This is a genomic window from Bacteroides sp. AF34-31BH (assembly GCF_003602795.1).
In the GTDB taxonomy this organism is placed as follows: Bacteria; Bacteroidota; Bacteroidia; order Bacteroidales; family Bacteroidaceae; genus Bacteroides; species Bacteroides uniformis.
Map to the genome: position 1 here is coordinate 139,164 of NZ_QTLV01000006.1, position 15,630 is coordinate 154,793.

General features: G+C 49.2%; 12 protein-coding genes. 3 read left to right on the forward strand and 9 right to left on the reverse strand.

The features are described from left to right. Positions 1 to 2: 2 nt before the first annotated feature. Positions 3 to 3,032: an efflux RND transporter permease subunit gene (locus tag DWZ67_RS11240; RefSeq protein ID WP_009036568.1), complete on the forward strand. Its 3,030-nt coding sequence runs from the start codon at positions 3 to 5 to the stop codon at positions 3,030 to 3,032. Between the two features lie 34 nt (positions 3,033 to 3,066). Continuing rightward, complete coding sequence (locus DWZ67_RS11245; RefSeq protein ID WP_120138847.1) at positions 3,067 to 4,341, forward strand: TolC family protein; 1,275 nt, start codon at positions 3,067 to 3,069, stop codon at positions 4,339 to 4,341. Between the two features lie 89 nt (positions 4,342 to 4,430). Here DWZ67_RS11245 and DWZ67_RS11250 read toward each other — a convergent pair whose 3' ends face one another. The 9 genes from DWZ67_RS11250 to DWZ67_RS11290 all read right to left on the reverse strand — a co-directional run bounded on the left by DWZ67_RS11250 (position 4,431) and on the right by DWZ67_RS11290 (position 13,068). Continuing rightward, positions 4,431 to 5,666: a sodium ion-translocating decarboxylase subunit beta gene (locus tag DWZ67_RS11250; RefSeq protein ID WP_005826328.1), complete on the reverse strand. Its 1,236-nt coding sequence runs from the start codon at positions 5,664 to 5,666 to the stop codon at positions 4,431 to 4,433. Beyond that, a complete protein-coding gene (locus tag DWZ67_RS11255) occupies positions 5,666 to 7,504 on the reverse strand; it encodes a biotin/lipoyl-containing protein (RefSeq protein WP_005826327.1) in 1,839 nt (612 codons plus the stop codon). The genes DWZ67_RS11250 and DWZ67_RS11255 overlap by 1 nt, the downstream gene beginning before the upstream one ends. Positions 7,505 to 7,543: 39 nt before the next feature. Beyond that, on the reverse strand, positions 7,544 to 7,801 hold the full coding sequence (locus DWZ67_RS11260; protein ID WP_005835732.1) for an OadG family protein: 258 nt from the start codon (positions 7,799 to 7,801) through the stop codon (positions 7,544 to 7,546). Positions 7,802 to 7,993: 192 nt separating this feature from the next. Beyond that, positions 7,994 to 8,485: an HU family DNA-binding protein gene (locus tag DWZ67_RS11265; RefSeq protein WP_005835731.1), complete on the reverse strand. Its 492-nt coding sequence runs from the start codon at positions 8,483 to 8,485 to the stop codon at positions 7,994 to 7,996. Positions 8,486 to 8,936: 451 nt separating this feature from the next. Beyond that, on the reverse strand, positions 8,937 to 9,071 hold the full coding sequence (locus tag DWZ67_RS20590; protein ID WP_005826323.1) for a hypothetical protein: 135 nt from the start codon (positions 9,069 to 9,071) through the stop codon (positions 8,937 to 8,939). Between the two features lie 221 nt (positions 9,072 to 9,292). Further along, entirely contained in the window at positions 9,293 to 10,867 is a 1,575-nt protein-coding gene (locus DWZ67_RS11275; RefSeq protein WP_005835727.1) for a peptide chain release factor 3, read from the reverse strand. Between the two features lie 21 nt (positions 10,868 to 10,888). After that, positions 10,889 to 11,743: a dTDP-4-dehydrorhamnose reductase gene (rfbD, locus tag DWZ67_RS11280; protein ID WP_009036565.1), complete on the reverse strand. Its 855-nt coding sequence runs from the start codon at positions 11,741 to 11,743 to the stop codon at positions 10,889 to 10,891. 74 nt (positions 11,744 to 11,817) lie between these two features. Next, positions 11,818 to 12,363, reverse strand: coding sequence for a DUF4924 family protein (locus DWZ67_RS11285; protein ID WP_009036564.1), 546 nt, complete (start codon positions 12,361 to 12,363; stop codon positions 11,818 to 11,820). Between the two features lie 51 nt (positions 12,364 to 12,414). Then, positions 12,415 to 13,068 carry a LysE family translocator gene (locus DWZ67_RS11290; RefSeq protein WP_008663916.1) on the reverse strand — a complete coding sequence of 218 codons (654 nt, stop codon included), beginning with the start codon at positions 13,066 to 13,068 and terminating at the stop codon, positions 12,415 to 12,417. A 141-nt stretch (positions 13,069 to 13,209) separates the two neighbouring features. On the opposite strand from DWZ67_RS11290, the gene DWZ67_RS11295 reads away from it, so the two are divergent. Beyond that, positions 13,210 to 15,462, forward strand: coding sequence for a family 20 glycosylhydrolase (locus DWZ67_RS11295; protein WP_120138849.1), 2,253 nt, complete (start codon positions 13,210 to 13,212; stop codon positions 15,460 to 15,462). Positions 15,463 to 15,630 lie beyond the last annotated feature (168 nt).

Sequence of the window (15,630 nt, forward strand, 5' to 3'; positions counted from 1 at the left end):
TTATGAATCTAGCCCAATATTCATTAGACAACACGAAGATAGTCTACTTCTTTCTGGCTGTGCTGCTTATCGGCGGTATACTGTCATTCGGCAGGTTGGGAAAGAAGGAAGACGCACCTTTCGTCATCAAGTCGGCAGTCATCATGACACGCTACCCGGGAGCGGAGCCGGCAGAAGTGGAACGGCTCGTCACCGAACCCATCTCCCGAGAAATACAGTCGATGAGCGGCGTCTACAAGATAAAGTCAGAGTCTATGTACGGACTCTCCAAGATAACCTTCGAACTGCAACCGTCACTCTCTGCCGCATCCATTCCGCAGAAGTGGGACGAACTGCGGCGTAAAGTGCTCAATATACAGCCCCAACTGCCCGCAGGCTCTTCTGTACCGACCGTCTCGGATGATTTTGGAGACGTTTTCGGCATCTATTACGGCCTGGTGGGTGACGACGGTTTCTCTTATGAAGAAATGAGAAACTGGGCGGAACGAATCAAGACACAAGTCATCACGGCAGACGGTGTGATGAAGGTAGCCCTTTTCGGTACACAGACAGAGGTCATCCATATATTCATCTCCGTAAACAAGCTGGCAGGAATGGGTATCGACCCCAAGCAGCTGGCCAGCCTGCTACAATCGCAGAACCAGATTATCAATACGGGTGAAATCAGCGCCGGAGAACAACAGTTACGCATTGTGGCCAACGGTACCTACACGACTGTCGATGATATCCGCAACCAGGTTATCACTACCTCCGGCGGACAAGTCAAGCTGGGTGACATCGCCATCATTGAAAAGGGATACATGGAACCTCCCGGCAATATCATGCACGTCAACGGAAAGCGCGCCATCGGTATCGGCATCTCCACCGACCCGACAAAGGATGTGGTAAAAACCGGTGAACTGGTAGACCGGAGGCTTGCCGAACTCATGCCCCTCATCCCCGTGGGGCTGGAACTGGAAAGTCTGTATCCCGAAAACGTGATTGCCAAAGAAGCCAACAACGGGTTCATCATCAATCTGATAGAATCCATCCTGATTGTGATTGTAATCATCATGCTGGTGATGGGCATGCGTGCAGGAGTACTGATTGGCTCTTCCCTTATATTCTCTATCGGAGGCACACTGCTCATTATGTCGTTTCTTGGCGTAGGTCTGAACCGGACCTCCCTCGCCGGATTCATCATAGCCATGGGAATGCTGGTGGACAATGCCATCGTGGTGACAGATAATGCCCAAATTGCCATTGCCCGCGGCATCGACCGCCGAAAAGCGCTGATAGACGGTGCCACCGGTCCCCAATGGGGATTGCTGGGAGCAACGTTCATTGCCATCTGTTCGTTTCTGCCACTGTATCTGGCTCCCTCTTCCGTAGCCGAAATCGTGAAACCGCTATTCGTAGTGTTGGCCATTTCCCTGGGATTAAGTTGGGTGCTGGCGTTGACACAAACCACTACATTCGGCAACTTCATACTGAAAGCAAAGGCTAAAGATGGTAGCAAGGACCCATACGACAAGCCTTTCTACCATAAATTCGCCTCCATCCTCAGCACACTGATACGCAAGAAGGCGTTGACCCTTGGAAGCATTACAGCACTGTTCATCCTCTCCCTCATCGTCATGGGGCTGATGCCCCAGAACTTCTTCCCTTCTCTGGACAAGCCCTACTTTCGGGCAGATGTATTCTATCCGGACGGGTACAGCATCCGCGAAGTAGAAACCGAAATGAAAAAGGTGGAAGCGCATCTGATGCAGCAGCCGGAAGTGAAACGGGTATCCGTCACATTCGGCAGCACACCGTTGCGTTACTATCTGGCCTCCACTTCCGTCGGTCCCAAACCTAACTTCGCCAATATCCTGGTGGAAGTAACGGACAGCAAATATACCAAGAAGCAGGAAGAGAACCTTGATGCCTACATGAAGGCCAACTATCCCAATGCCATCACCCGTACCATGTTGTTCAAACTCTCTCCTGCTGTAGATGCCGCCATTGAAATCGGGTTCATCGGCAATAACACGGATACGCTGGTCATGTTGACCAACAAGGCTCTGGACATCATGCACCGTGACGGCGAACTTATCAACGTGCGCAACTCCTGGGGCAATAAGATACCGGTATGGCATCCCGTTTACAGTCAGGAGCGTGCACAACCGTTGGGTATCTCCCGTCAAAGCATGGCACAGAGTATCCAGATCGGTACGAACGGCATGACACTTGGGGAATACAGGGAAGGAGACCAGGTACTTCCCGTTCTGTTGAAGGATAAAACTATCGACTCTTTCCGCATCAACGACTTGCGTACACTCCCCGTATTCGGCACTGCACGCGAAACAACCACTCTGGAACAAGTCGTCAGCCGGTTCGACTTCCAGTACAAGTTCTCCAATGTGAAAGACTACAACCGGCAGATGGTGATGATGGCGCAGGCCGACCCACGCCGCGGTGTGAATGCCATTGCCGCCTTCAACCGTATATGGAAGCAAGTGCAAGAAGAGATTGATGTGCCCGAAGGTTACACCATGAAATACTTCGGAGAGCAGGAAAGCCAGGCAGAAAGCAATGCCGCACTGGCAGCTAACCTGCCGCTGACATTCTTCCTTATGTTCGTCACCTTGCTGTTTCTGTTCCGCAGCTACCGGAAGCCGATTGTTATCCTGCTGATGCTGCCGCTTATCTTTATAGGTATTGTACTGGGACTGGTGGTATTGGGGAAATCATTCGACTTCTTCTCCATCCTCGGCTTGCTGGGGCTGATTGGAATGAATATCAAGAATGCCATCGTGCTGGTGGACCAGATTGATACGGAAACCGCTGCCGGAAAAGCACCGCGTGAAGCCGTTATCAGTGCAACGACCACCCGTATTGTCCCGGTGGCCATGGCATCGGGTACCACTATCCTGGGAATGTTGCCGTTATTGTTCGACGCCATGTTCGGCGGCATGGCGGCAACCATCATGGGTGGTTTGCTGGTAGCCTCGGCATTGACACTATTCGTGCTGCCGGTGGCTTATTGCGCCATTCATAAAATCAAGTGAGAGAACATTCAACAATTTACAGTTTACCAATTGAATGATGAAAACAAATATACTTATTCTATCATTACTGTGCTCAGGACTGAATGCCGGGGCACAACAAGCATATCTGAGCCGCGAAGAATACCGCGACAAGGTAGAAGCATACAGCCAGATTCTGAAACAACAGCATCTGAAAACATTCGCCAGTACCGAGGCACGCAAGATTGCCTCCACCGGTTTCCTGCCCCAGATTGACATCACTGCCGAGGGTACCGCCAATCTCAATCATCTGGACCAATGGAACAGTCCGAAAGGAGACTACCACCCTTATACCTATCAGGCACTTGCCACCTTGACGCAGCCGCTTTATACCGGAGGTTCCCTAATAGCCCAAAAGAAAGTGGCGCAAGCCGAAGAGGCACTGGACCAACTTACCACAGAGCTGACCCTCGACCAGATACACTATCAAAGTGACGCCGTCTATTGGAATGCCTCTGCCGCCCGTGCCGGTCTGAAAGCCGCGGCTACCTTTCAGGATATTGTACAACAGCAGTACGACATCATCCAAGACCGCTTTGATGACGGTGCCATCAGCCGCACAGACTTGCTGATGATTTCCACCCGGCGTAAGGAGGCCGAATTGCAGTACATCAAGGCACGCCAAAACCATACCCTTGCCCTGCAAAAACTGAATATCCTTATGGGCTCGGAACCGGACGCTCCCATAGACAGCATAGCCGAAATAGATATACCGACTGCCTCCATCATACCTCTGGGCCTGGATGATGTGCTGCTTCGCCGGGCAGAATATGCCAGTACCTCCGTGAACATCGCCCGCAGTGAAGCGCAACGGCATGCCGCCCTCAGCCGCTACAACCCACAAGTCAACATGTTCCTCGCTACCGGTTGGGATACGGGAATCACCTATATGGGGCAGGATGTACCTCATACTCCCGTCGTAGGAGTCAATGTCAGCATCCCCATCTTCCGTTGGGGAGCCCGCTTCAAGACAAACCGCCAACAGAAAGCCTATATCGGCATACAGAAGCTGCAACAAAGCTATGTAACGGACAATATTCTGGAAGAGCTCTCCGCAGCCACCACAAAACTGACGGAAACTGAACAGCAAGTCAAGACGGCCCGGGAGAATATGATACTCGCCGAAGAGAATCTGGGCCTTGTCACCTTCTCTTATAATGAAGGAAAAGCCAGCATGGCAGATGTGTTGTCCGCACAACTCTCGTGGACGCAGGCACACACCAACCTGATTGATGCGTATCTGGCGGAGAAGATGGCGATGGCTGAATATTGGAAGGTGGTTAGTGAATGAAATGCCCCTCAAAGAAAAACATACAAAAAACTCCGGCATAGCTTTACAAAGCCATACCGGAGTTTCTTTATATTTTTCCTACTGACCGTTTATCCCAGGAATGAAATCAGCACACCCGCCGCAACAGCCGAGCCGATTACGCCGGAGATATTACTGGACATACAGTAATTCAGCACATGGTTTTTCGGGTCATACTTCGTTGCTATTTCATTGCAGACACGGCTTGCCATGGGTACGGCACTCAGGCCGGTAGCACCAATCAGCGGATTGATCTTCTTCTTGCTGAATAGGTTGAACAGCTTCACAAAGAAAATACCTCCCGTAATGGACAATGCAAATGCCAGGAAACCACCAATCACAATACCGATAGTCGTCCAATTCAGGAATGCCTCACTGGTCATCGTGGCGCCAACGCTCAATCCTAAGAAGATGGTAGCTGCATTCATGATACTATTAGCAGCAGCATCAAACAAGCGGCTTGTATCCGAACCGATTTCCTTAATCAAGTTACCGAACATCAACATACCAATCAAAGGTACTGCTGTGGGCACAAATAAAGCAACAATCGTAGTCACTGCAATCGGGAAGATAATCTTCAATACACGCAGATTCTTAATCTCGGTTTTCGAAGGATACAGCTTCTCCTGCTCCTTCATGTTAATCATCAATTCCTTCTTGGTACAGAACAGCTTCACCACCATCGGAATGATGACCGGTACCAGCGCCATATAAGAATAAGCAGCAATGGCAATCGGTCCCAACAGATGGGGAGCCAGCTTGATGGTAGTAAAGATAGCCGTAGGACCATCGGCACCACCGATAATGCCCAACGCACCTGCTTCCTGCGGAGTGAACCCTATCATCACAGCACAAAGCAGTACGGTGAAAATACCTAACTGCGCAGCCGCACCGAATATGGAGAGACGCAAGTTACGGAGCATCGGACCGAAGTCTGTCAGCGCACCCACACCCATAAAGATAACAGGCGGCAGAAAGCCGGTCTTAATCAGCATATAATAAATGAAGTTCATCAGTCCGAGGTCGTGCGCAATCTCGTGCAACGGCATCTCCCAAATATTCTTCATCACCCCGCCTACCATGACCATTCCGTTTTCATCTGCCTGAATCACCCCCATCTCGCCGCCGGGAAAGTTGGCAATGAGCACACCGAAAGCGATGGGTACCAACAACAATGGTTCATAGTGTTTCTTGATACCTAAATAAAGCAGGATGAAAGCGATGGCATACATCACGAGGAACGACGGATCAGCAATGATGTTACTGAAGGCCGTCATATCATAGAGTTTTGCAAATATATCTTCCATTATCCTATCTTCATTAATACATCATCTTCAGAAACAGAGTCACCCGGATTGACACAGATGGCAACAACCGTTCCATCAAAGTCTGCGCGGATGGCATTGTATGTCTTCATAGCTTCGATATAGCAGAGGAGGTCGCCACTCTTCACCTTGTCACCCACTTTCAACGGGGTTTCCTGCGCATTCTTTGTCAGGAAGAACTTGCCTTCGAGCGGAGCCGGAACGTCCTGACCTTCGCCTACGGGGGGAGCTGTCACCTTTTCGGTGGCCGAAGCGGGCAGGTCGATGTCACCGTATGCCACCGTCACGCGGTAAGCCTGACCGTCCACCTGCACAGTGAGCGTCTTGGGTTTGGCATCGTCCAGCGGAGACTTGTCACGTTCGGCACGGCGTTTCTCCACATCCTCCAGGAAGTCCTGCTTGGCCTTGCCACTCTTGTAAGCCTCGTATTGAGCCGGGTGCATGGCGTATTCGAAGAGCTCTTCGTCGTCCTCGCCCAGTTCCCACTTGTTCTCCTTCATCAGCTTGCGGTACTTGTCCAGAGCATCGGGATAGTTGTCCTGCGGATTGCCGGTGAAGAACTTGCGTCCTTCGCGTTCGGCCTTCTCTATGATTTCGGGAGCCAGCTGACCCGGCAGCTTACCTGCCTTGCCCAACAGCATATCCCAAATGTCATCGGCAATCATACCCCAGCGTTCCTTGCCTTTCTCCATAGCAATGACGTTCATCATGGAAAGGTTCTTGACGTACTGGCTGAACGGAGTCACCAACGGGGGATAACCCACGCGCGGCCAAACATATGCCACTTCGTTGAACAACTTGATGAGCAGTTCATCCTGCTTCATGAAGGGCAGGTTGCGTTTTGCCTTGTATTTGTTGATGGACTCCAGATTGGATTCCAAGTCTGCCATCAGACTGCCCATCATGCCACCCGGCAGTCCGGGACCAATCAGCAGGGAGTTCATCAGGCGGTTGCGCGGGCTGATGTACAAGCCAAGGAAGTCGTCCATAAACTCCTGGATGAGTGCGCGTACCTTCATATATGCCTCCATATTGACTTCGGGCACCTGGAAGCCTGCATCCTTCAGCATGGCCTGCACACTGAGCAAGTCGGCATGTCCCGTACCCCAGGAAAGCGGCTCCATGCCTACGTCGATATAGTCGCAACCCGCTTCGCACACTTCAAGAATACTTGCCATATTGAAACCGGGACCCGCATGACTATGATACTGGATAGGAATATCGGGATGCGCCGCCTTGATATTGGCCACAATCTTGCCCAAAGAAACCGGACGTCCGATACCTGCCATATCCTTGATGCAGATTTCGTCGGCACCTGCCTTGATAAGCTTCAGTGCCATCTCCGTGTAGTATTCTACGGTATGGATGGGTGAATGGGTGATGCAGAGCGAGCATTGGGAAATCATTCCGGCATCGTGTGCATAGCCAATAGAAGGAATGATATTGCGGGTATCGTTCAGACCGCAGAAAGTACGCGTGATGTCCGTACCTTGCGCTTTCTTCACCTTATAGAACAGCTTGCGCACATCGGCGGGCACGGGACTCATGCGGAGGCCATTCAGGGCACGGTCCAACATGTGGGTCTGGATACCGGCTTCATGGAACGGCTTCGTCCACTCGCGCACGGCTTTATTCGGATTCTCCCCAAACAGCAGATTTACTTGTTCAAAACCTCCACCATTGGTTTCCACGCGCGCAAAACAACCCATCTCAATGATGGCGGGAGCTACTTTCACCAGTTGGTCAACACGGGGTACATATTTTCCGGCACTCTGCCACATGTCCCTGAATACCAAACTGAACTTAATTTCCTTTTTCATACTAAATTATTCGGTGTGTTTTTATATAAGATTATTATTTCAGATTTTTTCTACCTTAGCAACTTTACCCTTACCTTGTGTCACTACTGTTACGGCTGCACTGATAGCTGCCAGAATATTACCGGGGACAGGTGCGGGACCATTTGCCGCAGCTTTAGCCGGTGTCACCTCTTCGGGCGCATATTTATTCACCAATGCAATAAGAGATTTTCCTAAGTTAATAACAATCAGCAGGATAGCGAAGACTGTTGCCATACCTACCACCATCAGCAAAAGTGCTGTATTCAAGTTTTCCATATTATAAATTATTAGTTATTCAGCCGAATTTACGAAAAATCGCTCGAAATTAGCGATAATCCATTAAAGAAAGGCAGAGAAGAATGATAAAAGATGCTAAAAAGTAAAGCTTCCCGCACAACCAATGAGGCGGTACAGGAAACTTTTAGCATAAAACGGTGTCAGTCATCAATTGCTTTCAAGGAAGGAGAATCAGCCCAACGGATTCTCACCCTGGTCGCCGTCGTTGCCGCCGGGGGTTCCACCGGTATTGTCGCCGGGAGTAGTACCGGTGGAGGTAGAAGTCTTACCCCACTCTTTCCAAACAATCTTTGTATTCACCATGCTGCGGGTAGTCACCTGATTGCCACTATTACGCTCCACTTCGGGCAGGAAACGGACACGTACTCCGTTTATCAGCGAAGCGCTTACCTCCTCAGCCGTCGGCACCCCTCTTTTGGTAGAGGTAGCAGTATAGTAGAAAGTGCCTATACCGTCTATCTTCACAGTACGTCCCTGCCCCATGAAATTGCTCAATACACGCCCCAAGTTCTCCATCACCGCATACGTGTCACCACGGGTCACGGTAGAAATGAAAGACAGTTCATCTGCCACTTCACGGGTAGTAACCGCCTTGCCCCAGGTTACTGATTGAGGATACCACAAATCGTTTACTTTTTTTTGAACTCTTTTAAAAAATGCCATAATCGTAATGTTTTAAATGATTAATAATAGGTATATTCTGTTTCTCTTGTCTCACCCGAGAAGCAGAAGTTTTCATCGTGAGGCCTCAACGATTCAGCCGTCTGCTTTTCTCAAATTCGATGTTGCAAAGTTAGGGTGGGAAACAAGGGAAAACAAGAAAATGGCATCTACAACCGATTTTCACAAATCACTCAAAAACAAAGGATTACAAAAACCATATCTCTACAAGAAGAAGGGGGGAAATAAAGCTTAAATAAGAGGAATAAGGTGATAATCTCTACAAGCGACACACGCAAACCCCTGATAATGAAGCCACCTGTATCTTCCTATCTCTACAAGGTAATTGTTATAAGTTATTCTTTGCAATATGACATCATTTATGAGTTTATGCCAGTGAAAAGAAAGAATAAACACATAGAGAGAATGTGCCTCTCTACGTGTTTGGCTGATTTTACTTTGTTACCGCATTATACAAATCCTGATAGGTTTTCACCACACTATACACCAAAGTTCTATCGGCAGGTTTCGAGCAGGCTGTCAGCCCCAGAAGGAGAATCAGCAGGAGAAAAAGGAAGGTATGTTTCATCTTGAAATTTTGTGTTTATAATAAGTAAGGTGTAAAATCGGTAAGGAACGAGCTTACTTCAACAGTTTTCATAATCAATGCATATTAATCGTTGCAGAAACAAAGGTAACACTTTCTTCCCACAATAAATAAAGAGGTACAAAGTTTTTCATTACTTTGTACCTCCTCTTTTTCTTCGACTTGCATCATTTATAGCCGTGAGTCAGCAAAAATCGTATAGCTTAGAACTCGCTCGTAAAGTGGAACTTGATATGCTTGAAGTCCATCTGCGCCATCTGCAACACATATCCGCTGTCCGCCAGGAACACATCCCTACCCTCGCGGTCTTTCGCCATGTACTGGTATTTGCGCTTCTTGAAGGCTTCCAGTTCAGCCGCATCATCGCTCTCAATCCAGCAGGCTTTATACAGACTGAGCGGCTCCCAACGGCACTTCGCACTGTATTCGTTCTCCAGACGATACTGGATGACCTCGAACTGCAACTGCCCCACCGTACCGATAATCTTACGCCCGTTGAACTGGTTGACGAACAACTGCGCCACACCTTCGTCCATCAACTGGTCGATACCCTTGGCAAGCTGTTTCTGCTTCATCGGGTCGGCATTCTCAATGTACTTGAACATCTCCGGAGAGAAACTCGGAAGCCCCTTGAAGTGAAGCGCCTCGCCTTCGGTCAGCGTATCGCCAATCTTAAACGTACCGTTATCCGGCAGGCCGATAATATCTCCCGCCCAAGCCTCATCGACAGTTGTCTTGCGCTGCGCCATGAACTGCGTAGGCGACGAGAAACGCATCGTCTTGCCATGACGTACATGCAAGTACGGGGCATTGCGTACAAACTTCCCGGAGCAGATTTTGCAGAAAGCGATACATGAACGGTGATTCGGGTCGATATTGGCGGTTATCTTGAAGATGAATCCGGTAAATTTAGGTTCTTCCGGCTCCACCTCACGTTCTTCCGCCTTCACGGAACGGGGACTGGGAGCAATCTCCACAAAGCAATCCAGCAGTTCCTGCACACCGAAATTATTCAGTGCCGAACCGAAGAACACAGGAGCCAGCTCACCCTTCAGATATTCCTCCTTATCGAATTCGGGATAAACACCGTCTATCAGTTCCAGTTCGCCACGCAGCTTATCGGCCAGCTGGGCACCAATCCGGTTGTCCAATTCCTCGGTATGGATGTCCACTTCCACCTTCTCCGTCACTACCTGCTTGCTGGGCTGGTAGAGGTTGAGGTTATGCTCGTAGATATTGTAGACACCCTTGAAACGGACACCGCTCTCGATAGGCCACGTCAAGGGACGCACGTGGATGTGCAGTTCCTCCTCCAGTTCGTCCAGCAGGTCGAACGGGTCTTTGGCTTCACGGTCCATCTTGTTGATGAAGATAATCACCGGCGTATTACGCATACGGCAGACCTCCATCAGCTTGCGTGTCTGCGTTTCCACACCTTTCGCACCGTCCACCACGATGATAACGCTATCCACAGCCGTCAGCGTGCGGTAGGTATCTTCGGCAAAGTCCTGGTGACCCGGAGTATCGAGGATGTTGACCTTGTAGTCATGGTAGTCGAACTCCATTACAGAAGTGGTAACGGAAATACCACGCTGTTTTTCAATATCCATCCAGTCCGACGTTGCCGTCTTCTTTATCTTATTGCTCTTTACGGCACCCGCCACCTGGATTTGTCCACCAAAAAGCAACAGCTTCTCGGTCAATGATGTCTTACCGGCATCCGGATGCGCGATAATCGCAAACGTTCTCCGTCTCTCTATTTCGTTGTTATTGGCCATATATCAATTAGTCAGTAATAATCACTCTTCCAAATTCTTCATGCAGACGGCAAGGCTCGCCTCCCAATGGGGTATATCGATGCCGAATGTCTTCTTTATCTTTGTCTTGTCCAACACGGAATAATGCGGACGCGGCGCCTTGGCAGGAAACTCATCCGTATGCAGCGGGCTTACCTTGCAGGTCTTTATGCCGGCCAGGCGATGGATAGCCAACGTGAAATCATACCACGAGCACACACCCTCGTTGCTGAAATGATAGATACCGGGAACAATCCCCCGGTTGACAGCCGCAAAAATGGCACGTGCCAAATCATTGGCATATGTCGGTGTGCCTATCTGGTCGAAGACAACCCCCAGCGTCTCTCGCTCACGTCCCAGACGAAGCATCGTCTTCACAAAATTATTCCCGTAAATGGAATAGAGCCATGCTGTACGGATAATCATGGCACGGCTGCAATGCTTCATCACCGCCTGCTCACCTGCCAGTTTGGTAAAACCATATACTGAATTGGGACAAGTAGCCGCCTCTTCCGTATAGGGGGTGTGTCCGGTTCCGTCGAAGACATAGTCGGTGGACACTTGTATCAATGCAGCACCGCAAGCTTCGGCAGCAGCAGCCAGATAGCCCGGCGCGACATGATTCAGCTTGTCGCAAAATTCCTGATTGTCCTCCGCCTTGTCCACCGCCGTATAAGCAGCGCAATTCACGATTACATCTATCCGGTTGTCCTTCACAAAACCGTGCACAGCTTGTTCGTCGCAAATGTCCAATTCCTGCACGTCAGTGAAAAAATAAGCATGTTGTCCGTTTTCTTTCGACAACACTCGCATTTCATTGCCAAGTTGACCGTTGGCACCGGTTATCAGAATATTCATTTAATAAAGTTACACTTATATATAGAATGTTACGATGAACAATATTTTCCTTCATAATTATCAATCATCCACTATCAATTATCCATCAACTCCAGTTCTCCCCGCTTCTCCTTGTCATAATAGTTGGCAAGCAACGAGATGAAACCACTGATGGCCTCCATAGCCTTTGCCGTGCCCTGACTGATTTCCTTCTTCTGCAAGCGTAACAGCAGCACTCCATAAAGCGCCTCGAAACAAGTGTCTACCTCAGACTCCTCTTTCCGGCCGTTCTTCTGACGCAGTTCCACGATAAAAGGCAGTGCCTTGAAATAAGCCGCATTATAGAACGGATATTTCGTAGAAGCCAGCAATTCGCCATGCAGCTCCGTCAGATTCAGAATGACATTACGGTTGATTTGCAGATGCCCTTTTTCCGTTACGCCTTCCGCACGCATCATACCTGCCAGGTTTCCATACCATTCTTCCAGCGCAGGCCGTTCCTCCTCCGGATAGCGCAAGATGATGTTCTGGCGTATCCGGTCTATGTCACAGCCGTTGGCACGGAGCAAGTCCTCCACCTGCCACATATATATAAGGTATTCGGCTATATTCTTCTCTTTCAGTTGTTGCGCAATCTTCACGATAAAATGTATGAATTATGATTTTTCACCTTCCCACTTTCACCTTTCCACTCAATACAGTGATTCACCCATCAGCGTAAACACCAGTCCCAGCACAGACACCACAATGACAATGCTCCCGATAATACGGTTCAGTATCCAGATACCTCGCAGGTTGAATTGTGTACGGACCTTATTGACAAAAAAGGTTATGCCAAACCACCAAGCCAAAGCACCCAATGCGATGGCCAGGTATCCGGTAACGGCCTCGAACACCAGCACACCCTCACTTACAAAAGCAAAGCGAGCAAAAAGACCTACAAAAAGGAAAATAATCAGTGGATTGGAAAGTGTGACGGCAAATGCCGTTATGAAGTTATGGAAATAGGAACCCTTATTGGTGGATACCGGCCGGATGGACTGTACCGGATTGCTGCGGAACGTATAAATGCCAAATGCCAACAGAAGAATGCTTCCGAAAAGCTGCAGGTAAAAGATGTTCTTGTTGACATAATCAAAAACGAAACTCATCCCGTAGCCCGTCAGCAAGGCATATGCAATATCGCTTAGCGAAGCTCCTATCCCCGTTACGAAACCATACCACCGTCCTTTATTCAAAGTACGCTGAATACACAATACTCCTACAGGACCCAATGGCGCGGACACAATGACGCCGATAATGAACCCCTTCCACAATATGTCAAATATGGTCTCTATCTGAATCATGGCTGCAAATATCGGACTTTTTTATGAGACGAACGAATAGTGTTAACGTTTTTTCGACGGAAAAGGATTTTAAGAAGTAAAGATTATCCATTTTGCATATTATTCCGTATATTTACCCCCGAACTTAACAATCCCCCCAAAATGAAACGATTTAAAAGACCTTTAGCACTCGTTTCCATGACCGTCTTGCTACTGACGGCATGCGAAACTCCCGTGGAACTCGATGTGATTCCATATCCGCAGTACACCCAAACCACGTCAAAAACAATCAAACTGCCATCCACGGTAACTTTTTCAACCAATCTGACAGAACCAGACATGGATGACCTGCTGGCCTATCTGCCGGACTTTGCCATCCCCATGAAGCTTGTCGACAAGAACCCTTTTGTAACGATAGAAGTAACGGACGCAACGGATAATCCAATCGCTGCCGAAGGCTACAACCTGACTGTCAGCAAACAAGGCGTAAATATCCAGGCTTCCTCCGCAGCAGGTGCTTTCTATGGCCTGCAAACCCTGGCACAACTAGCCCGTAACGGAAAGGAACTGCCAGTCACGACCATCAAGGACGAACCCAGATTTCCCTATCGTGGGCTGCATCTGGATGTTTCAAGGCACTTTTTCAACACGGATTATGTCAAAAAGCAAATAGACCTGATAGCCACCTACAAAATCAACCGCCTGCATTGGCATCTGACCGACGGTGCCGGATGGCGGCTGGAGATTCCGGGCTACCCTCGCCTGACGGAATTCGCAGCCTGGAGAAAAGCCGCCAATCTGCAGGATTGGGGGAAATACGACCACCGCTTCTGCGAGAAGAATGAAGAAGGAGCCTATGGAGGCTACTATACGGAAGCAGATGTACGCGAAGTTTTAGAATACGCCCGCTTGAGGCATGTCACCGTTATCCCCGAAATAGAAATGCCGGGACACTCAGGAGAAGTGCTGGCTGCCTATCCGCAATTGTCCTGCACCGGCAAGCCTTATACATCCGGCGAAGTCTGTATCGGTAACGAAGAGACCTTCAAGTTCTTCGAAGACGTGCTGGATGAAGTGATACGGCTGTTTCCTTCCCGGTATATCCATATTGGAGGCGATGAAGCCAGCAGACGCCACTGGAAGACATGCCCCAAATGCCAGAAGCGCATGAAGGAAGAAGGACTCAAAGATGAAAGTGAGCTGCAAAGCTATATGATAGCCCGCATAGAGAAGTACCTCAACGACAAAGGGCGTGAAATCATCGGCTGGGATGAGATACTGGATGGAGGTCTGGCCCCCAATGCAACTGTCATGTCGTGGCGAGGTACGGAGGGTGGCATTGCCGCCGCCCGCATGGGGCATTATGCCATCATGACACCGGAGAGCCACTGCTATCTGGACCACTACCAGGATGACCCTGAGACACAGCCTCTGGCGTTTGGCGCCTGCGTCCCCATCGGACAGACCTACTCCTACGACCCGGCTCCCGATTCATTGGGAACAGATATCTGCAAATATATATTAGGTGTGCAAGGCAATGTGTGGGCAGAATATCTGCCCACCTACGAGCATGCCGAATACATGATATATCCGCGTATCATCGCCCTGGCAGAAGTAGGCTGGACTCCCGTAAAGAACAAGCATCCGGAAAGTTTCAAGAGACGTATCAACAACGAAATACGCCATATCAAGGCAAAAGGCTACAACCCGTTCACCCTGTCCGAACTAGTGCAGACCAGCCAGACCGTTGACTATGCCAAGAAGAGAATCATGCTCTCCCTCACCTCTGAAAAATATCCGATTGACATCCGCTATACAACAGACGGCTCCGAACCGACCGCATCTTCCAAATTATACAAAAAGCCATTTGCCGTAAAAGATTCGATATTGCTGACAGCCCGTCTTTTCGACGGAAATAAGCCACTCGGCAAAAGCCTCGAGCTGCGCACCGACTACCACAAAGGCATAGGCAAAAAGATAACCTATGCGCCGGATGGCGGATACTACCAGAACAAAGATGTGTATAAAGGCGGTGGCGATACCGGACTACTTGACGGACTACGTGGCGGTAAAAGCTATATGGACGGACGTTGGCAGGGATTCTGCCCCAATGATTTGGATGCTACCATCGACTTGGGCGAAGTGACCGCTATACACCGGGTCATGGCCAACTTCATGCAAATCCGTACCCCACAGGTTTTTCTTCCAGCCAAAGTAGAAGTGTGGGCATCAGTGGACGGCAAAGAATTCACCCTGCTGGGCAGTGATACTTGCAGCGAGGAGGAGGCCGGAAAAGACGTGATTTTCAGAGATTTCGGCTGGACCGGCACCCCTACTGAAGCACGGTATGTACGTTTCCACGCCATACAAGGGAAGAAGCAATTCTTATTTACGGATGAAATCGTCATACAATAATACACATCCGGCTTTATAAAACAGAACAAAAAAACGCATGCAAGTAAAATTGCATGCGTTTTTTGTTTTCTTTTTTTCTCCTCCCCACCGATTTTGCGTATCTTTGTCCCCAAGAAGAAAAGATGAAGATACTCAAAAAAGTAACTTCAATCGTAAAATCGTAAATCG